This is a genomic window from Pseudomonas sp. B14(2017) (assembly GCF_002113255.1).
Classification (GTDB): domain Bacteria; phylum Pseudomonadota; class Gammaproteobacteria; order Pseudomonadales; family Pseudomonadaceae; genus Aquipseudomonas; species Aquipseudomonas putida_Z.
On the sequence record NZ_NEJY01000007.1, the window covers coordinates 141,879 to 161,365 of the forward strand.

At 64.5% G+C, this 19,487-nt stretch carries 17 protein-coding genes; 8 read left to right on the forward strand and 9 right to left on the reverse strand.

Going from position 1 to position 19,487, the window contains the following annotated elements; translation table 11 throughout:
- Positions 1–4: 4 nt before the first annotated feature.
- The 6 genes from CAG34_RS09110 to CAG34_RS09135 form a co-directional block, all read right to left on the reverse strand.
- Positions 5–3,637 (reverse strand): ATP-binding protein, encoded by a 3,633-nt coding sequence (locus tag CAG34_RS09110; protein WP_085589397.1) that lies wholly within the window; start codon positions 3,635–3,637, stop codon positions 5–7.
- A gap of 8 nt (positions 3,638–3,645) precedes the next feature.
- Complete coding sequence (locus CAG34_RS09115) at positions 3,646–4,263, reverse strand: response regulator transcription factor (RefSeq protein ID WP_085589399.1); 618 nt, start codon at positions 4,261–4,263, stop codon at positions 3,646–3,648.
- Positions 4,264–4,546: 283 nt separating this feature from the next.
- Positions 4,547–5,878, reverse strand: a complete 1,332-nt coding sequence (locus CAG34_RS09120; protein WP_013971681.1) for a deoxyguanosinetriphosphate triphosphohydrolase — start codon at positions 5,876–5,878, stop codon at positions 4,547–4,549.
- Positions 5,879–6,066: 188 nt separating this feature from the next.
- A complete protein-coding gene (locus CAG34_RS09125) occupies positions 6,067–6,396 on the reverse strand; it encodes a hypothetical protein (RefSeq protein ID WP_013971682.1) in 330 nt (109 codons plus the stop codon).
- Entirely contained in the window at positions 6,393–6,767 is a 375-nt protein-coding gene (locus tag CAG34_RS09130) for a phage holin family protein (protein ID WP_085589401.1), read from the reverse strand. The genes CAG34_RS09125 and CAG34_RS09130 overlap by 4 nt, the downstream gene beginning before the upstream one ends.
- A gap of 9 nt (positions 6,768–6,776) precedes the next feature.
- A complete protein-coding gene (locus CAG34_RS09135) occupies positions 6,777–7,091 on the reverse strand; it encodes a YqjD family protein (RefSeq protein WP_075044200.1) in 315 nt (104 codons plus the stop codon).
- A gap of 313 nt (positions 7,092–7,404) precedes the next feature.
- On the opposite strand from CAG34_RS09135, the gene CAG34_RS09140 reads away from it, so the two are divergent.
- The 5 genes from CAG34_RS09140 (at position 7,405) to CAG34_RS09160 (ending at position 10,774) form a co-directional block, all read left to right on the forward strand.
- On the forward strand, positions 7,405–8,613 hold the full coding sequence (locus tag CAG34_RS09140; RefSeq protein WP_025338299.1) for an ammonium transporter: 1,209 nt from the start codon (positions 7,405–7,407) through the stop codon (positions 8,611–8,613).
- Between the two features lie 71 nt (positions 8,614–8,684).
- Positions 8,685–8,924, forward strand: coding sequence for a glutaredoxin family protein (locus CAG34_RS09145; protein ID WP_063913871.1), 240 nt, complete (start codon positions 8,685–8,687; stop codon positions 8,922–8,924).
- A 108-nt stretch (positions 8,925–9,032) separates the two neighbouring features.
- The gene (locus tag CAG34_RS09150; protein ID WP_085589404.1) at positions 9,033–9,464 is read left to right on the forward strand and encodes a D-Ala-D-Ala carboxypeptidase family metallohydrolase; all 432 of its coding nucleotides are present in this window, start codon (positions 9,033–9,035) and stop codon (positions 9,462–9,464) included.
- Between the two features lie 65 nt (positions 9,465–9,529).
- Positions 9,530–9,838: a hypothetical protein gene (locus CAG34_RS09155; protein WP_004376097.1), complete on the forward strand. Its 309-nt coding sequence runs from the start codon at positions 9,530–9,532 to the stop codon at positions 9,836–9,838.
- A gap of 51 nt (positions 9,839–9,889) precedes the next feature.
- Positions 9,890–10,774, forward strand: coding sequence for a pseudouridine synthase (locus CAG34_RS09160; RefSeq protein ID WP_085589406.1), 885 nt, complete (start codon positions 9,890–9,892; stop codon positions 10,772–10,774).
- A 135-nt stretch (positions 10,775–10,909) separates the two neighbouring features.
- Here CAG34_RS09160 and CAG34_RS09165 read toward each other — a convergent pair whose 3' ends face one another.
- The 3 genes from CAG34_RS09165 to acnA form a co-directional block, all read right to left on the reverse strand.
- Positions 10,910–12,475: a PAS domain-containing methyl-accepting chemotaxis protein gene (locus CAG34_RS09165; RefSeq protein ID WP_025338303.1), complete on the reverse strand. Its 1,566-nt coding sequence runs from the start codon at positions 12,473–12,475 to the stop codon at positions 10,910–10,912.
- Between the two features lie 198 nt (positions 12,476–12,673).
- Positions 12,674–13,450 (reverse strand): CPBP family intramembrane glutamic endopeptidase, encoded by a 777-nt coding sequence (locus tag CAG34_RS09170; protein ID WP_085589409.1) that lies wholly within the window; start codon positions 13,448–13,450, stop codon positions 12,674–12,676.
- A gap of 157 nt (positions 13,451–13,607) precedes the next feature.
- Entirely contained in the window at positions 13,608–16,349 is a 2,742-nt protein-coding gene (gene acnA, locus CAG34_RS09175; protein ID WP_085589411.1) for an aconitate hydratase AcnA, read from the reverse strand.
- Between the two features lie 216 nt (positions 16,350–16,565).
- On the opposite strand from acnA, the gene rlmM reads away from it, so the two are divergent.
- The 3 genes from rlmM (at position 16,566) to pdxB (ending at position 19,324) form a co-directional block, all read left to right on the forward strand.
- Positions 16,566–17,630 (forward strand): 23S rRNA (cytidine(2498)-2'-O)-methyltransferase RlmM, encoded by a 1,065-nt coding sequence (rlmM, locus tag CAG34_RS09180; protein ID WP_085589413.1) that lies wholly within the window; start codon positions 16,566–16,568, stop codon positions 17,628–17,630.
- A gap of 248 nt (positions 17,631–17,878) precedes the next feature.
- Positions 17,879–18,121 (forward strand): sulfurtransferase TusA, encoded by a 243-nt coding sequence (gene tusA, locus CAG34_RS09185; RefSeq protein ID WP_003248727.1) that lies wholly within the window; start codon positions 17,879–17,881, stop codon positions 18,119–18,121.
- 60 nt (positions 18,122–18,181) lie between these two features.
- Entirely contained in the window at positions 18,182–19,324 is a 1,143-nt protein-coding gene (gene pdxB / locus CAG34_RS09190; RefSeq protein ID WP_025338308.1) for a 4-phosphoerythronate dehydrogenase PdxB, read from the forward strand.
- Positions 19,325–19,487 lie beyond the last annotated feature (163 nt).

The following is a 19,487-nucleotide window of genomic DNA, read 5'->3' on the forward strand; positions in this document are numbered from 1 at the left end:
CCAGTTAACACGCCTGGCTGCCTGCCTGTGTGCAGGTGCCTGTGGCCAGTTCCTTGGCCAGGGCACGTTCTACCCGGCACATATGCCGCGCCAGTGCCTGGCGCCGCAGGCGTAACTGGTCGGGAGGCAAGCCGCTTGCCTCCAGGGCTTCGCAGGCCTTCATCAGCGCGGGGGCTTCCAGCATCCGCGCGGCGCTGAGTACCTTGTGCGCCTGTTCGGCAATGGCATCGCTGTCGTGCTGCGGATGCAATGCCATCAAGGTGGCGAGGTCGGCCTGCAGGCTCTGCTGCAACGCCTGCAGGAAGCGCTGGCGGTCGTTCGGGTCATGCCCGACCACTGTGGCCAGGCCGTCCAGGTGGTACAGCTTGCGCCGCGGTTTGTGCTGGCGGCGTGGGCGGATGCCGGCCAGGCGCTGGCTGAGCGTGCCCAGGCTGATGGGCTTGAGCAGGCAGTCGTCCATGCCGGCGCTCAGGCACTTTCGGCGTACCTCCGGCTGTGCGTTGGCGGTGTAGCCGAGAATGGTGCAGCGCGGCCGCTTGCCATGGCGTTCCTCGGTACGCACGGCGGTGGCCAGCTGGTAGCCGTTCATGTGCGGCATGTTGCAGTCGAGTACCAGCACATCGAAGTCGCCCGCCCGCCAGGTGGCCAGGCCTTCGCGACCGTCGTGGGCGCTGGTGTGCTCCAGCCCCAGGTAGCCAAGCTGCTGTGCCATCAGTTGCAGGTTGGCCGGGTGGTCGTCGATCACCAGCACGTTCAGCCGTGGGTCGGGCACGTCTAGGTTCTCTATCAGCGGGGCCGGCTGCGCCGCAGCGTCAACCCGCTGCAGCGGCATTTTCAGGCGCACCTGGGTGCCGACATCCTCCAGGCTCTTGATGGTCAGGCTGCCGCCCATCATTTCGCACAGGTTGCGACAGATGGCCAGGCCCAGCCCGGTACCCGCGCGGGCGCTCTGGCTATGCGGGTTGGCCTGGATGAACGGGTTGAACAGGCGTTGCAGGTCGTCGGCATGGATACCGATGCCACTGTCGCGCACTTCCAGCTCCAGCACGGCGGGGGTAGTGCTGCCGTCGTCCACCAGGCCGACGCAGATGCGCACCTGGCCATGCTCGGTGAACTTGATGGCGTTGCTCACCAGGTTGGACAGGACCTGCTTGAAACGCAGGGGGTCGAGCAGGGCATGGCAGCGTGCGGCCGGTGCGATCATCACCTCCAGGGCCAGGCCTTTCTGCCGCGCCTGGCCTTCGAAAATGCGCCCCACCGATTCGACCAGGGCCGCCAGGTCGACGGCCTCCGGGGCGAGGGACAAGTGCCCCGACTCGATGCGCACGATGTCGAGGATATCGCCGATCAGGCCCAGCAGGTCCTTGGCCGAGTGGTGGGCCAGCTCCAGCGCGCAACGGTCTACCCGGCCTTGGTCGGCACGCTTGACTGCCAGTTCGAGCATGCCGATGACCGCATTCATCGGGGTGCGGATTTCGTGGCTGATGGTGGCCAGGAACGTGCTTTTGGCGCGGTTCGCATCGTCGGCCTGCTGCTTGGCCTGGCGCAGCTCCATGACCAGATGGCGGCGCTCGCTGATGTCGATCCAGCCACCGATGATGCCTTGCACCTCACCCAGTGAGTCGCGGTACGGCAGGATCCAGTGGTAGATGGTCATCTCCCGGCCCTGGATCCGTAGTGGCCGGTCCATGATCAGTGGCGAGCCTTCGGCCATCACCTTCAGGTAGTCGGCATGGATCTGCCGGGTCTGCTCGAAATCGGCGAACAGGCTCCCCTCCAGGTTCTTGCCGATGACCTCTTCGGAGCGGGCTTGCACGGCTTCCAGATAGCTGTAGTTGCAGCTTTGCAGGCGGCCCTCGCGGTCACGCACGTACATGGGGTGGGGCGTGCCGTTGAGCAGGGCGCGCATGAACGCCAACTGGTCGTTCAGCGCCCGTTCGGCGCGTTGCCGCTGGCGAATCTGCAGGCGTAGGCGGGCGTTCCATAGCAAGGCCAGCAGCAACAGCACGGCGGTACCCAGTACCACCTGTATCGCCAGCCGGCGGTAGCCCTGGTCGTTGCCATCCTCGTGCAGGCTGAAGCCGCGCCAGCGGTTGTTGATGACCCCCAGTTCTTCCGGCGAGATGCTCAGCAGCGCCTTGTCGAGGATCGACACCAGCGCCTGTGACGGGGCACTGGTGGCCATGGCGAAGTTGGCGGGTTCGCTGCCGACGGTGGCCCTGATGACCAGTTCGGGGTTGCCGGCCAGCGCGTGGTTGGCGTCGATCAGGGTGGTGATCACCGCATCGACGGCACCGCTGTTGAGCAACGCCATGGAATAGAACGAACTTTCGGTCTCGACCCAGCCGATTTGCGGATAGTGCCGCGACAGCATGGCGTCCATGGCACTGTAGCGGGTAATGGCGATGCGATGACCCTGCAGCTGTTCCAGCGAGGTGAAGGGTTGCTTGTCCTTGCGGCTGACCAGCACATAGGCGCTTTCCAGGTAGGGCTGGCTGATTTGCAGGTCGTCTTCGTTCACCCCGCCGGTGGCCAGTGCGGCGATGACATCGGCGCGGCCATCCTTGAGGCGGGCAATCATGTCGGCAAGGCCGCTGGCGCGCTGCACTTCGAAACGCAAACCGGTGCGCAGGCGAAGGAGCTCGAGCAGGTCGGCGGTGATGCCGCGAAAATGCCCCGAACCATCGAAGTAGGAGACCGGTGCAGCGGTGTCATCGATTGCCACGCGCATCACCGGGTGGTCCTTCAGCCATTGTTCTTCGGTGTCGGTCAGTTGCAGCTTGCGGTCGGTCAGCAGCAGGTCGCTACCGGCGCTCCAGCGCTTGAAGATACTGGCGCGTATGGCCGAGGTCTGTCTGTCCAGGGTGGCGTTCACCATCTCCATCAGCACCCTGTCCTCGTGGCGCAGGGCAAAACCGAAGCCGATGGCTTCGTGCTTGCCGAAACTGGCCATGCGCAGGCGCGGCAGGTGGCCGCGATTGAGCTGGTAGTGGGTGGAAATGGTATCGCCGATGAACACGTCGGCCTGGCCGAACGCCACGGCACTCAGGGCCTGGCTGGACGAGCCGAAGGCCAGCAGCTCGGCCTTGGGGTAGGCGCTTTTCACCTCCTGCCGGGGCAGGTAGTGGTAGAGCATGCCCAGGCGCATGCCGGCCAGGCCCATGTCCAGCGCCCGGCTTTCGTCCTCGCGCGTTACCAGCACCGGTTGGTCGATGGCATAGGGGTGCGACAGGGCCAGGCCATCGCTGGCCGCTTCGTAGCCATTGGAGCTGCCAAGCAGGTCGATGTCGCCCTGCCGGAGCGCCTCCACCGCCGCTTGCCGGCTGGTAAAGCGCAGCACTCGCACGGGCAACTGCAGGGCCTTGCCGATCAGGCTCGCGTACTCGGCGGTAAGGCCCTGGTAGTCGCGGCCCCCACTGGTGATGTCGAACGGCGGGTAGTCTGGTGCCGAGGTACCCAGCACCAGTTCCTGACGGCCTTCGAGCCATTGCCGTTGTTCGCTGGTGAGGGCAGGCAGTGCCGGCCTGGCCGATGAGCGTGCCAGCAAGGTATAGGACGAAGCTTCGTGATGGGTAGCCTGTGCCGCGCCGCTGAACAGGAGCAGGGTGAGCAGCAGGCGAACGATAAGGTGCGCCATGACTACCCTCAGACCAGCGCGTTGCGTTTGGCCATTTCAATCAGGTCGACCAGCGTATTGACCTGAAGTTTGTGCATGAGGCGCTTCTTGTAGGTACTGACGGTCTTGCTGCTGAGGAACATGCCCTTGGCAATTTCCTTGTTGCTGCGGCCTTGGGCGAATAGTTGCAGTACCATCAGTTCGCGGTCATTTACCTGGCGGAAAAGTTGCAAGTCGGCATCTGTCGCCTGGTTATGCTTGATTGCCTGGCTGGGGAAGTAGTTGTAACCGGCCAGCACGGCCTTGATTGCACTGAGCAGTTCGCTCAGGTCTTCCTGCTTGCACACGTAGCCTGCAGCACCCGAGTGCATGCAGCGTACGGCAAACAATGCGGGAGACTGCGCGGTCAGTACCAGCACCTTCATGGGCAGGGCCATGGCCTGGAACCGGGCAAGCACCTCCAGCCCATCCAGCTTGGGGATGCTGATGTCGAGGATGACCAGGTCGGGCGCGGTTTCGCGAATCATCTGCATGGCGTCAACGCCGTTGTCCGACTCGCCGACAACCTTGTAATTCTGGTTTTCCAGCAACATACGAACGGCCAGGCGGATGACGGGATGGTCGTCGACGATAAATATGGAATGCATGTTCAACTTCCCAGCGGGCTATTGAGGGTGACAGGCGGCACCTTATCGCAGTTGGAAGTCGTCAGGCATGCGAGGAAGGGCTATTAGCCCTATATGGGAAATGGCTTACAAGATAAAACAAAACGGGCTACGAGACAGGCGCGTTTAACTCGATGTCAAAGCGTGATTGGTAACTTTTCATTTATTTTTATTCGTGCTGTTTAACTTGTCGCCAGTATATGTAGGAAGTTTCCCACAATACACGGTGCAGCTTCGGGCAATGCCCGGGCTGCACCGGCAGGGCTCAGGTCGGGCTGGAGCGCCCGGTCATTTCCCGGGCCATTTCGCTGGCATAGCTGTCGGTCATCCCGGCGATGAAGTCGATCATGCGCAGGAAGGCGCTGTGCAGCGAGCCGTGTGGGTCGGGGGCATTGTTGCCGATAAGGTCCAGTACCCGGCGGCTCTTGAACGACGGCGTACGTCCGCCGTGCTGTTCGAGGGCGGCGCCGCAGAAGGTGTTCAGCAGAATCTCCAGCGTGGTGTAGGCGCCGATCTCATGCAGGGTCTTGCGCTTGTCCTGGAAGATCTTGTTGCGTGCCATGTCCTTGGCCTGCAGCACGCAGCGCTTGGCCGGGCCGTGCATGTGTTCGACCAGGTCGCCCGCCAGCTGGCCGGCCAGCAAGGCTTGCTGCTGTTCGACGAAGGCGCGGGCGGCAGCGTTGGTCAGGTGCTCGATGGCCTTGCCACGCAGGATCGCCAGCTTGCGCCGCCGGGAGTCGCCTGGGCCGAGCTGGCGGTAGGTTTCCGGCAGGTCATCGCCGACCAGGTCGAGCAGCAGCGCTTCGACTTCGGCGTACTGCAGCAACTCCATTTCCAGGCCGTCTTCCAGGTCGATCAGCGCGTAGCAGATGTCATCCGCAGCCTCCATCAGGTATACCAGCGGGTGGCGCGCCCAGCGCTGGTGTTCCAGTTGCGGCAGGCCGAGCTTGCGGGCGATCTGTTCGAGCAGCGGCAGTTCGCTCTGGTAACTGCCGAACTTGTGCTTCTTGTAGCCCAGGGCGTCGGCGTGGCGTGCGCTCCACGGGTACTTCAGGTAAGTGCCGAGGGTGGCATAGGTCAGCCGGGTACCGCCGTCGAACTGGTGGTACTCCAGCTGGGTGAGTACGCGAAAGCCTTGGGCGTTGCCTTCGAAGTTGAGGAAGTCGGCGCGCTCGTCGTCGCTCATGTCGTCCAGCCAGCCACGCCCCGCGGCCTGCTGGAACCAGTGGCGGATGGCGTCTTCGCCGGAGTGGCCGAACGGTGGGTTGCCGATGTCATGGGCCAGGCAGGCCGACTGCACGATCATCCCCAGGTCGCTGGGGGCGCACCAGTCCGGCAGGCTGTCGCGCAGGGTTTCGCCGACGCGCATGCCCAGCGAGCGGCCGACGCAGCTGACTTCCAGCGAGTGGGTCAAGCGTGTGTGGATATGGTCGTTGCTGGAAACCGGGTGCACCTGGGTCTTGCGCCCGAGGCGGCGGAAGGCACCGGAGAAGATGATGCGGTCGTGGTCCTTGTGGAAGGGGCTGCGCCCGAGTTCATCGGCGCTGTACAGGGCTTTGCCCAGGCGTTCGCGGGTGAGCAGGGTGTGCCAGTCCAAGGCGCGGTCTCCTGTGGATCGAGGGGTATAGCTTCCGGTGTCCGGAAGGGCAGCGCAAGGGGTAAGCCTGTAATGCCTTATCGCCGGCAAGCCGGCTCCCACAGGGATTGCACATGGCTTGAGGCCGATGCGGTCGAGGTGGGAGCCGGCTTGCCGGCGATAGGGCCGGTGCAGTCGACGGAAAACGCTCAGGGGCGGCGGCTGCCTTGCAGGTACAGGCGCAGCAGCGGCAGCAGGCTGGTGCCCAGGCGCAACAGCCGCGCCAGGTTGCCGCTGCGCACGCCCTTGCCGGTGAGGAAACCCAGCGCCACCACGGCGCCAATCCCCCACAGCGGCGCATGCTTGATGCCCAGCCCGTCGTGCAGCGAGCTGCCCATGCCGCGCACACGGCGCAGTGGCTCAAGCAACTGCGCGGACTCGTGGCGGATTTCCTGGCGGTGCATTTCCATGCGCAGGCGCAGCAGCGCCTTGCGCAGTTCGCGCGGGTTTCGGGTGTTTGGCAGTTCTGGCAGGCTCATGGCAACAGGCGCTCCCGGTCCTTGGCAAGTTCCTCGAGGGTGGCGCCGAAGGGCGACGACTGGTCGAACACCGCTGCCTTCAGGCGCAGGCCGCAATACAGCGCGGCGATGCCGTAGAACACGCACAGACCGATGATGCCGGCCAGGCGATAGCTGTCCCACAGCAACACCAGCAACAGCCCGGACAGCGCCGTCAGCAGCAGCAGGGCGAATACCAGGGCCAGGCCGGCGAACAGCAGCAGGCTCAAGGTGCGGCCCTTCTGCTCCTGCAACTCGATGCCAAACAGTTCGATATGGCTGTGCAGCAGCCCCAGGGCAGCAGCGCCCAGGCGCCTGCCCGAGGCGCTGGCGCCGTTGGCGTCGTTCTCCATGGGAACCCCTTAGCGCCGGTTGGCCAGCAGGCCGATCAACAGGCCGACGCCAGCGGCAATGCCGATCGCCTGCCATGGTTTTTCCTGCACGTACTGTTCGGCACTGCCCAGTGCTGCCTGGCCGCGCTCGCGCACCGAGTCCTGGGTCAGCTGCAGGCTTTCGCGGGCCTGGGCCAGGCGTTCGTGGATCTGTTCACGCAATTCGTCAGCCTGGTCGCCGGCCAGGTTGGCGGTGTCGGCCAGCAGCTTCTCGGTGTCGCGGACCAGTGCCTGGAAGTCAGCCATCAATATCTCTTGTGCAGTCTTTGCCGATTTGCTGGCCATGGGTGTCTCCCTGTCGATGAATGTTGGTAGTTCGAGTGATAGCACGCGCGGAAGGTTCAAGTGCCGGCGCTGGTATGGGCCTTGCTAAGGCTTTGCCACGTTGCGGGGCGCTCCAGGCAGATATTGCGCCGATTAGGGGCGCCAGCGCAGCGGATACCGATAAACCTTAACCCAATCCACGACAAACCCAAGAAAAAACCACGCAGGCTCCGCCCGTATCACCGAAACAGGGCAGGGGGCTGGCACCGATTCGGTGCAGGGATGCAGGTTCTTGAACTGTCCTGGTGCCTTTTTCAGCAGGTCTGCCTATTTCATGGAAAACATGCACAGCGCGATGGACTCCCTGGTCCATGGTTCCAACACCCTGTTCATTCTCATGGGCGCCATTCTGGTGCTGGCCATGCACGCCGGCTTCGCGTTTCTCGAAGTGGGCACGGTGCGCCACAAGAACCAGGTCAACGCCTTGTCGAAAATTCTCAGCGACTTCGCTATCTCGGCATTGGTGTACTTCTTCATCGGCTACTGGATCGCCTACGGCGTCAACTTCTTCCAGCCAGCGGCGGCGCTGGCGGCCGACCATGGCTATGCGCTGGTCAAGTGCTTCTTCCTGCTGACCTTTGCCGCGGCGATCCCTGCGATCATCTCCGGGGGCATCGCCGAGCGGGCGCGCTTCGTGCCGCAACTGTGTGCCACGGCGTTGATCGTGGCGTTCATCTACCCGTTCTTCGAGGGTGTGGTGTGGAACGGCAACCTGGGCGTTCAGGCCTGGTTGCAGGCACGCTTCGGCGCGCCGTTCCATGACTTTGCCGGCTCGGTGGTGGTGCATGCCATGGGTGGTTGGCTGGCGCTGGCGGCGGTGCTGCTGCTGGGCGCGCGCCGCGGGCGCTACCGCGATGGCCGGCTGGTGGCGTTTGCGCCGTCGAGCATTCCTTTCCTGGCATTGGGGTCGTGGATCCTGATCATCGGCTGGTTCGGCTTCAACGTCATGAGTGCCCAGACCTTGCAGGGTGTCAGCGGCCTGGTGGCGATCAACTCGCTGATGGCCATGGTCGGTGGCACCCTGTCGGCCTTGCTGGCCGGGCGTAACGACCCGGGCTTCCTGCATAACGGGCCGCTGGCCGGGCTGGTAGCGGTTTGTGCCGGTTCCGACCTGATGCACCCGATTGGTGCGCTGGCCACCGGCCTGGTGGCGGGCGCGCTGTTCGTCTGGACCTTCACCGCGGCGCAGAACCGCTGGAAGATCGACGATGTGCTGGGTGTGTGGCCATTGCATGGCCTGTGCGGTGTCTGGGGTGGCATGGCCTGCGGCATCTTCGGCCAGGAGGTGCTGGGTGGCATGGGCGGTGTCAGCCTGGTCAGCCAGTTGCTGGGCAGCCTGATGGGCGTGGTGGTGGCATTGGCCGGCGGTTTTGCCGTGTACGGCGCAATCCGCGCGCTGCACGGGCTGCGCTTGAGCCATGAGCAGGAGTTCCAGGGCGCGGACCTGTCGCTGCACCGTATCGGCGCCACCAGCCAGGATTGAGCCAGGTCAGGTGCACGGACGGCAGGACGGACCTAGAATAGGTTTCTCCCTGCCAAACCGGACTTGCCCCCATGCTGCCTGAATGCCAACTGTTCGGCACCCTCGGCTGCCACCTGTGTGAAGTGGCCGAGGCCGTGCTGATGCCCTTCGTCGACCATGGCCTACTGGTGGAGCTGGTCGACATTGCTGAGAACGAAGCCCTGTTCGAACGCTATGGCCTGATCATTCCGGTGCTGCGCCGCTGTGACAATGGCGCCGAGCTGCACTGGCCGTTCGATGCCGAACAGGTGGTGGCGTTTCTCGCGCAGTAATCGCGCCAGGGGAGGTCTATCCCTGCTCCATGCGGTGTGGTGCGTTGTGATGATCCGCTGCCGGCACGTTGAGGCCGGCATCCTTCACCGGTCATCAGGAACCCAGCCATGCGTATTTCCCCCCATTTCACCCTCGATGAAATGACCATTTCGCAGCTCGCCGCCAGGGAAGGGCTCGACAACAATCCTCCAGCCGAAGCGCGTGCCAACCTGCAGTTGCTGTGCAATGCACTGGAGCAGGTGCGCGCGCTGTTCGGTGCACCAGTCATCGTCAGCAGCGGCTATCGCAGCCCCGCAGTCAACCAGCGCATTGGCGGGGCGCTGACGAGCAAGCATCTGCAGGGGCTGGCAGCTGACTTCACGGTGATTGAAGTGAGCCCGCGCGAGGTGGTGCGCCGGATCAGCGAAAGCGCCATCCCCTTTGACCAGTTGATCCTCGAATTCGATGACTGGGTGCACCTGGCCGTGTCGCGTAGCGCCCCCCGGCGCCAGGTGCTGACCATCCGCAAAGGCACCGGCTATCTGCCGGGGCTGCAATGAAGCGCATTGACGGCGCCAAGGGGATATTCGTATGCTGTATATAAATACAGTATCGAGGTGAAGCCATGCTCAATGTCGAGCAACTCAAGTACAGCGTCAACCGCATGCCCGTCGAGCGGGTGGCCGACGCTGTTCTGGAACTGCGCCTCGAAGGCCTGGTGACCGACGACCGTACGCCGTTCGGCAAGGTCCACTTCAATACCTGCTTCGCCGAGATCGAGGCCCTGTTCCAGCGTGCCGGCTACCACCGTGGGCTGGACGTGGTTGGGTACCAGGGGTTGCTGTATGCCCTCTACGACCCTGGGCGCTGGGAGCCGGTGCAGGTGTTGCGCTGGCTGAAGGAGCGCTGCGAGGCCATTGCCCAGGCTGGTTGAGGGCGCGGGCTTGGGGGATAATGCGCGGCCGTGAACGTTTCGAGCCCTGCCATGACCACGCCTTTCGACCCCGCCCGCCAGCAAGCCAGCACGGTGTGCCTGCCCCCCGGTAACTGGGCGACGGTGCTCGACTGCCTGTGTGACCATTTCAAGGCCATCGACCGCGCCCAGTGGCTCGACCGCTTTGCCCGTGGCCGGGTGCTGGATGCCGAGGGGCGGGCGGTTTCTGCCGAACTGCCTTACAAGCGCGGTATGCGTTTGCACTACTTCCGTGAGGTGCCGAACGAGCGCCCGATCCCGGTGCAGGAGACTGTACTGCATGTGGATGAGCACTTGGTGGTAGCCGACAAGCCGCATTTCCTGCCAGTGACGCCGACTGGCGAATACGTCGAACAGACCTTGCTGCGCCGCCTGATCCGCCGCCTGGGCAACCCGCACCTGGTGCCGTTGCACCGTATCGACCGGCATACCGCCGGGCTTGTGCTGTTTTCCGCCAACCCGCAGAGCCGCAGTGCCTACCAACGGCTGTTCCCCGAACGACGTATCGACAAGCGCTACCAGGCCATTGCCGCGGCCATGCCGCAGCACGACTTTCCGCTGGTGCACAAAAGCCGCCTGGTTCATGGCGAGCCGTTTTTCCGCATGCATGAGGTAGCGGGGGAGGCCAACAGCGAAACCCTGGCCGAAGTGCTGGAGAAGAATGGCGAGCTGTGGCGTTACGGGCTGTCGCCGGTGACTGGCAAGACCCATCAGTTGCGTGTGCACATGGCGGCATTGGGGGCAGGGATCTGCAATGACCCGTTCTATCCGCAGTTGGTCAACGAAGAGGATGACTACCAGCGGCCGCTGAAGTTGCTGGCGCAGAGCCTGCGCTTTGCAGACCCGCTGAGCGGGGAAGAGCGCTACTTCGAGAGCTGCTTGCAGCTGGATTGGTAGTCTGGACGGGGTCGTTGTAGGAGCGGCCTTGTGTCGCGATGGGCCGCGAAGCGGCCCCGGCATTCTTTGCATCACCGCTGAACTCCTGGGGCCGCTTCGCGGCCCATCGCGACACAAGGCCGCTCCTACAGGGCCCTAGCGGTTGAACCGCTCCACCAGCGAGTACTGGGTACCCGCCGTGCTGGTCAGCTCTTCGCTGAGCAGCGCCGAGTGCTGGGCCTGTTCGGCAGTCTGGTCGGCCAGGTCGGCGATGGTGCTGATGTTGCGGCTGATCTCGTCAGCCACGGCAGTCTGCTCCTCGGTCGCCGCAGCTATCTGGGTGGCCATGTCGGTAATGTTGGCCACCGCTTCACTGATGCCCACCAGCGCCTCGTCGGCCTGCATCACACGGTCGACGCCTTCCTGCGCCTGGCGATGGCCGGTTTCCATGGTCAGCACGGCATTGCTGGCGGTTTGCTGCAGCTTGGCGATCAGGCCGTGGATCTGCCCGGTGGATTCGGCGGTGCGCTGGGCCAGCTGGCGTACTTCGTCGGCCACCACGGCAAAGCCTCGGCCCATTTCACCGGCACGTGCCGCTTCAATGGCCGCGTTCAGCGCCAGCAGGTTGGTCTGGTCGGCGATGCCCTTGATCACATCGACCACGCCACCAATCTCGTCGCTGTCCTTGGCCAGTTGCGTCACCGTCTGGCCGGTCTCGCCCACCGCCGCCGACAGGCGCTCGATGGCCTCGCGGGTTTCACCGGCAATCTGCCGGCCCTGGCTGGTCAGGCGGTTGGCTTCCTGGGTGGCATCGGCGGTGCGCTGCACGTGGTTGGCCACTTCCTGGGTGGTGGCGGCCATCTGGTTGACCGCAGCGGCAACCTGCTCGGTCTCCACCCGCTGGCGCTCCAGGCCCGAAGAACTCTTGTGCGCCAGCTCGTCGGACTGGCGCGCCTGTTCGCTGAGGTGTTCGGCGCTGTCCTGCAGGCGGGTCAGGCAGGTTTTCATGCGCGCGTCCTGGCTGAGCATGGCCATTTCCAGGCGCGCCTGCACGCCACGGCTGTCGGTGTACATCTGCGCGATCAGCGGGTCGGAAGTGGTCTGTTCGGCCAGGCGCAGCAGGCGCTTGAGGCCGCGCTGCTGCCAGCTCAGGCCCAGCAGGCCCAGCGGTACGGAAAGCCCGGCAGCCAGGGCGAAGCCCCAGGAATGGCCCAGCCAGTTGCCGATCAGGAAGCCCACCTGGCTGATCAGGATGAACGGCAACCAGTCCTGCAGCACCGGCAGCCACTTGTCCCGGCGTGGTACCGGCGGCTTGCCCTGGTTGATGCGCTGGTACAGCGCCTCGGCGCGGCGGACCTGCTCGGCGGTAGGCTTGACCCGTACCGACTCGAAGCCGACCACCTGGTTGTTGTCGAAGATCGGCGTGACATAGGCGTTGACCCAGTAGTGGTCGCCGGACTTGCAGCGGTTCTTGACGATACCCATCCACGGCTGGCCCTGCTTGAGGGTTTGCCACATGTGGGCAAACACCGCTGGCGGCACGTCGGGGTGGCGCACCAGGTTGTGCGGCGCACCGGTCAGCTCTTCGCGGGTGAAACCACTGATCTCGATGAAGGCATCGTTGCAGTAAGTGATCACCCCTTTGGCATTGGTGGTGGAGATCAACCGCTGCTGGGCAGGGAAAGTCCGTTCTCTCTGGGTAATCGGCTGGTTGTTACGCATGGGTTGATAGTCCGCAGGGCTTTCGACAGGTATCGGCAAGCCGCTGGTTTTATTGAATGAATAATTAATGTGCTTGATCTGTGGCAATAAGCCATCAGCTGAACTGGGTTAGCCAGCGAGCACGTTCAAGCAAGTTGGCGCCATTATTGCGTTTTTACTGCTGTTTCATGACGTATAAGTCGAATGATGACCGATTAGCTAGCCAAGAGCCAGCATCGGATAGCTGAACAGAGTGAAGTGCACCAGGTTCAGGCCGAAATGGCAGAGCACCGCCGCCGCCACGCCGCCCCAGCGGTACGCCAGGCCGTAGCCGACACCGGCAAGGGTGGCCAGGTACACCCATTGCCAGCCGGCCCCCAGGTGGGCCAGGCCGAACAGCAAGGCGGCGGCGAACAATGCCAACCCTTGGTGGCGCAGCAGCCGTTGCAGGCCGGCCTGGATGTAACCGCGGAACAACAGTTCTTCGGTCAGGCTTACCAGCAGCAGGTTGTTCAGCAGCCACAGCCAGGCCTGGTCGGGCCATTTCGGGGCCCAGGCCAGCATGCCCAGTGCCCAGGCGCCGCCCAGGCAGGCGAGCAGGGTGAGGGGCAGGGCGTACAGCAGGCTGGTCGCCAGGCCCTGGCTGCGCCACAGGAACAGCCAAGGGCAGGCCAGCAGCAGCCAGGCGCCGATCAGCGGTTTGTCCAGGTTCAGGTACATCGTGAAGGGCAGGGCGCCGGGGCTGAGGATGACGCCGTCGATCACCTTGGCTGCGTTGAAGCCGGGCAGCCAGTGCAATGCCAGGGCGATGGCCAGGAGGATGAACAACGTGTGGCCGAGGGCTTGTTGCCAGCGCTGGGGGCGGCGAGCGAGCAAGGCGCTGGCAAGCAGGGCGAGAAAGGTGGGCAGGGTGGTGATGCCGAGGTTGCCCTGGCTCAGGGCGAGGGTGTAGCCGAGTGCCAGGAGTAAAAGTGCGATCAGGTGGAAGCGAGGCACGAGTGGTCCTTCTCGTTGAACAATATTGGGGCCGCTGCGCGGCCCATCGCCGGCAAGCCAGCTCCCACAGGGATAGCATCAAGGCTGAGGGCTGTACTTACCTGTGGGAGCTGGCTTGCCGGCGATGGGCTGCACAGCAGCCCCAAGCATACCCGCCTCAGCCCGCAATCAGCTGGCGCAACACATAATGTAATATCCCCCCCGCCTTGAAGTACTCCACCTCATTCACGGTATCGATCCGGCACAGCACCTCGATCTGCTCCTGCTGCCCGTCCTCGCGGGTGATGCGCAAGGGCAGGCTCATGCCCGGGCGGATCTGTGCGCCGTTCAAGCCAAGCACATCGATCTTCTCCTTGCCGGTCAGCCCCAGTTGCTTGCGGTTGTGCCCGGCCTTGAATTGCAGAGGCAGTACGCCCATGCCTACCAGGTTGGAGCGGTGAATGCGCTCGAAGCTTTCCGCCAGTACCGCCTTGACCCCCAGCAGGTTGGTGCCCTTGGCCGCCCAGTCGCGGCTCGAGCCGGTGCCGTATTCCTGGCCGGCGATCACCACCAGCGGAGTGCCTTCCTGCTGGTAGCGCATGGCCGCGTCGTAGATCGACAGCTTCTCGCCACTGGGCACGTGCAGGGTGTTGCCACCTTCTTCGCCCGCCAGCATTTCGTTGCGGATGCGGATGTTGGCGAAGGTGCCGCGCATCATCACTTCATGGTTGCCACGCCGCGAGCCGTAGGAGTTGAAGTCGCGGGGCTCCACGCCCTGCTCACGCAGGTAGCGCCCGGCCGGGCTGTCGGCCTTGATGTTGCCGGCCGGGGAAATGTGGTCGGTGGTCACCGAGTCACCCAGCAGCGCCAGAATTCGCGCACCCTGGATGTCGGTGATCTGCGGGGGTGGTCCGCCGATGTCGTCGAAGAACGGCGGGTGCTGGATATAGGTGGAGTCGGCCTGCCACACGTAGGTGGCCGCCTGCGGTACCTCGATGGCCTGCCACTGTGCATCGCCGGCGAACACCTCGGCATATTCCTTGTGGAACATCGCCGTGTCGACCTTGGCCACGGCAGCGGCGATTTCCTGTTGGCTGGGCCAGATATCGCGCAGGTACACCGGCTGGCCATCCTTGCCGGTGCCCAACGGGTCGCGGGTCAGGTCCAGGCGCACGCTGCCGGCCAGGGCATAGGCCACCACCAGCGGCGGCGAGGCCAGCCAGTTGGTCTTGACCAGCGGGTGCACGCGGCCTTCGAAGTTGCGGTTGCCCGACAACACCGAAGCCACCGTGAGGTCGGCGCTGCCGATGGCTTTTTCGATCGCTTCATCCAGCGGGCCGGAGTTGCCGATGCAGGTGGTGCAGCCATAGCCGACCAGGTCGAACCCCAATTGGTCCAGATAGGTGGTGAGCCCGGCGGCCTTGAAGTAGTCGGTGACCACCTTGGAACCCGGCGCCAGCGAGCTCTTGACCCAGGGTTTGCGTTGCAGGCCTTTTTCCAGGGCCTTTTTCGCCACCAGCCCGGCGGCCATCATCACGCTGGGGTTGGAGGTGTTGGTACACGAGGTGATCGCGGCAATCACCACGGCGCCATCGCGCAGTGTGTGCGTCTGGCCTTGATGGCTGTAGTCGATCTCCCCCGCCTGGTCGGCGTTGCCTACCGCCACGCCGCCGCCACCTTCGCTTTCCAGGCGGCTGACCTCTTTGGCCAGCGGCTTGGGTTGCAGTTCGATGAAGTGGTCGAAGGCCTGGCTGACCTGGCCCAGGGCTACCCGGTCCTGCGGCCGCTTGGGCCCTGCCAGGCTGGCCTCGACCTCGTGCATGTCCAGCGCCAGGCTGTCGCTGAACAGTGGCTCCTGGCCGGGCTGCCGCCACAGGCCTTGGGCTTTGCAGTATTGCTCGACCAGTTGCACGGTCGCTTCGGGGCGGCCGGACAGGCGCAGATAGTCCAGGGTCACCTGGTCGACCGGGAAGAAGCCGCAGGTGGCGCCGTATTCCGGGGCCATGTTGGCGATGGTCGCCCGGTCGGCCAAGGGCAGCTCGGCCAGGCCATCACCATAAAACTCGACGAACTTGCCCACCACGCCCTTCTTGCGCAGCATCTGCGTCACAGTCAGCACCAGGTCGGTGGCGGTGATGCCTTCGCGCAGTTTGCCGGTCAGCTTGAAGCCGATCACTTCGGGGATCAGCATCGACACCGGCTGGCCGAGCATGGCTGCCTCCGCTTCGATGCCGCCCACGCCCCAGCCGAGCACGCCCAGGCCATTGATCATGGTGGTGTGCGAATCGGTACCGACCAGGGTGTCGGGGAAGGCGTAGGTGCGGCCATCGGCCTCACGGGTCCAGACGGTGCGGCCGAGGTATTCGAGGTTGACCTGGTGGCAGATGCCGGTGCCCGGCGGTACCACGCGGAAGTTGTCGAAGGCGCTCTGGCCCCAGCGCAGGAAGGCGTAACGCTCGCCGTTGCGCTGCATTTCGATGTCGACGTTCTCGCTGAAGGCCTGCGGCGTGCCGTAGCGGTCGACCATCACCGAATGGTCGATCACCAGGTCCACGGGTGACAGCGGGTTGATCCGCTGCGGGTCGCCGCCGGCCTTGGCCATGGCTGCGCGCATGGCGGCCAGGTCGACCACGGCCGGCACACCGGTAAAGTCCTGCATCAGCACCCGCGCCGGGCGGTACTGGATCTCGCGGTCGGAGCGTCGCTCGCCCAGCCATTGGGCGAGGGCGCGCAGGTCGTCGCCGGTGACGGTCTTGCCGTCTTCCCAGCGCAGCAGGTTTTCCAGCAGCACCTTCAGCGACATGGGCAGGCGCTGCAGGTCGCCCAGTTGGCGGGCGGCTTCGGTGAGGCTGAAGTAGTGGTAGGTCTTGTCGCCGACCTGTAGGGATTTGAGGGTATTCAGGCTATCGAGCGAGGGCATTGCCAACTCCTTCTGCGCCGGTGCCTGGCAAGATCTGCCGGTGGCACCGCTCTGTATCGATCCGCACGGCACGGACCTGGCTGAAAGGTCAGGTTAGACCGCTTTGCGCCACCTGACCCTTTTCTGGACCGGCGGGGCGTGTCGCAGGTTCCGATCTTCCTTTATCATCGCCGCCCTGCCGGCGCCTGTGGCGCGCCAGCCGAAGTGGAGTGAGAGATGAATACCCTGTTCATGCATTGCCGGCCCGGTTTCGAGGGTGAGGTGTGCGCCGAAATCAGCGAACATGCCGCCCGCCTGGGTGTTGCCGGCTATGCCAAAGGCAAGCCGCAAAGTGCCAGTGCCGAGTTTGTCTGTAGCGAGGAGGGCGGTGCCGAGCGGTTGATGGGGGAACTGCGCTTCAACCAGCTGATTTTCCCGCGGCAGTGGGCCCGTGGCGGTTATGTCGAACTGCCGGAAAGCGACCGCATCAGTGTGCTGCTGGCGCACCTGGCCGGGTTCCCGGTATTCGGTAGCCTGTGGCTGGAGGTGCTGGACAGCAACGAAGGCAAGGAACTGTCCACCTTCTGCCGCAAGTTCGAGGTGCCGCTGCGCAAGGCTTTGGAAAAGGCCGGCCGCCTGGTCGACGACCCCAGCCGCCCACGCCTGCTGCTCACCTTCATCAGCGGCCGCCGGGTATTTGCCGGTGTTGCCCCGGCCAACAACAGTGCGCTGTGGCCCATGGGCATCCCGCGCCTGAAATTCCCCCGCGAGGCACCCAGCCGCTCGACGCTCAAGCTGGAAGAGGCCTGGCACCAGTTCATCCCGCGCGAGCAGTGGGAGCAGCGCTTGGGCGATGACATGACCGGTGTCGACCTGGGGGCCTCGCCGGGTGGCTGGACCTACCAGCTGGTGCGCCGGGGCATGCTGGTGACCGCCATCGACAACGGGCCGATGGCCGAAAGCCTGATGGACACCGGGTTGGTTCAGCACCTGATGGCCGATGGTTTCACCTGGCAACCGAAGCAGCCGGTGGACTGGATGGTGTGCGATATCGTCGAGAAACCGGCGCGTACTACCTCGCTGATCGAGACCTGGCTGGGCGAGGGGTTGTGCCGTGAAGCTGTGGTCAACCTGAAGCTGCCGATGAAACAGCGCTATGCCGAAGTACGCCGGCTGCTCGACCGCATGGAGGCGACCTTCAAGGCGCGCAAGATCAAGGTGTCGATTGCTTGCAAGCAGCTGTATCACGACCGCGAGGAAGTGACCTGCCATCTGCGCCGGCTCGATCTGAAACCGCGTTGATTTCGGGGGCTGCTTTGCAGCCCAATCGCCGGCAAGCCAGCTCCCACAGGGACTGCACCTGCCTCAGGCAAGCCAGCTCCCACAGGGACTGCACTTGCCTCAGGCAAACTAGCTCCTGCAGGGAGTGCAATTGTTTCAGGCTTGCTGCAATCCTGTGGGAGCTGGCTTGCCGGCGATTGGGCCGCACAGCGGCCCCTTGGTCCACGCGGTACTATGCGCGACAATAGCGATCATTTGCGGAGTCCCCCATGACCGATTTCACCCCCGACGCCATCCTCGACGCCACCGGCCTGAACTGCCCGGAACCGGTGATGATGCTGCACCAGCACGTGCGCAACCTGGCCGCTGGCGGCCTGCTCAAGGTCATCGCCACCGACCCCTCGACCCGCCGCGACATCCCCAAGTTCTGCAACTTCCTCGGCCACGAACTGCTGCAGCAGCAGGAAGACGCCGGTACCTTCCTGTACTGGATCCGCAAGAAAGCCGACTGAGCCGCTCTGGAACACGCCCGGCGTTGCGCCTACACTGCGTTCCCCAGACAGGAGAGCGCCATGCTGATAGTTGCCGACGAGAACATCCCGCTGCTCGATGCCTTCTTCCAGGGTTTCGGCGAAATCCGTCGTTACCCGGGCCGAAGCCTCGATGCCGCCAGCGTAAAGGACGCCGACATCCTGCTGGTGCGCTCGGTGACCAAGGTCGACCGCCAGTTGCTCGAAGGCAGCCGCGTGCGCTTTGTCGGCACCTGCACCATCGGCACCGACCACCTCGACCTGAACTACTTTGCCGAAGCCGGCATCCACTGGAGCAGCGCGCCGGGCTGCAATGCCCGCGGCGTGGTCGATTACGTGCTGGGCAGCCTGCTGACCCTGGCGGAACTGGATGGCGTGGCACTGCCCGAGCGCGTGTATGGCGTGGTGGGCGCGGGTGAGGTGGGTGGCCGCCTGGTGCGGGTGCTGCACGGCCTGGGCTGGAAGGTACTGGTATGCGACCCGCTGCGCCAGGCCGCCGAGGGCGGTGACTACGTCAGCCTCGAGACCATCCTGCAACAGTGCGATGTGATCAGCCTGCACACCCCCTTGCAGCGTGGCGGCGAGCACCCGACCTGGCACCTGCTGGGCCAGGCGCAGCTGGCGCAGTTGCGCCCCGGTGCCTGGCTGGTCAACGCCAGCCGTGGCCCTGTAGTGGACAACGCCGCCCTGCGCGAACTGCTGCTTGACCGCGAAGACCTGCATGCGGTGCTGGATGTGTGGGAGGGGGAGCCGCAGGTCGACCTGCAACTGGCCGACCTGTGCACATTGGCTTCGCCGCACATTGCCGGCTACAGCCTCGACGGCCGCCAGCGTGGTACGGCGCAGATCTACCAGGCGCTGTGCCGCTTCCTCGGTGTGGATGAACAGGTGCAACTGGCCGACCTGCTGCCCCGGCCGCCGCTGGCGCAGATCGAGCTGGATGCCAGCACCGACCCGGCCTGGGCCTTGGCCACCCTGTGCCGCGCGGTGTACGACCCACGCCGCGACGATGCCGATTTCCGCCGCAGCCTCAGCGACGACCCGCAGCAGCAGCGTGCAGCGTTCGACCAGTTGCGCAAGCAGTACCCGCCACGGCGCGAGATCGAGGGGCTGGCGGTGCGCTTGCGCGGGGAGTCGCCGCAGTTGGCGCAGCTGGTCAGTGCCTTGGGTGGGGTGTTGGTCTGATAGCCATTTGAAAGCTGTGCCGGCCTCTTCGCGGGCTTGCCCGCTCCTACAGGGACCACACAGGCCCTGAGGTCAATGGGGGACCTGTGGGAGCGGGCAAGCCCGCGAAGAAGGTTGAGCTGATCTGTCAGGATTATCCAAGGCAAATAAAAACCCGGCGCAA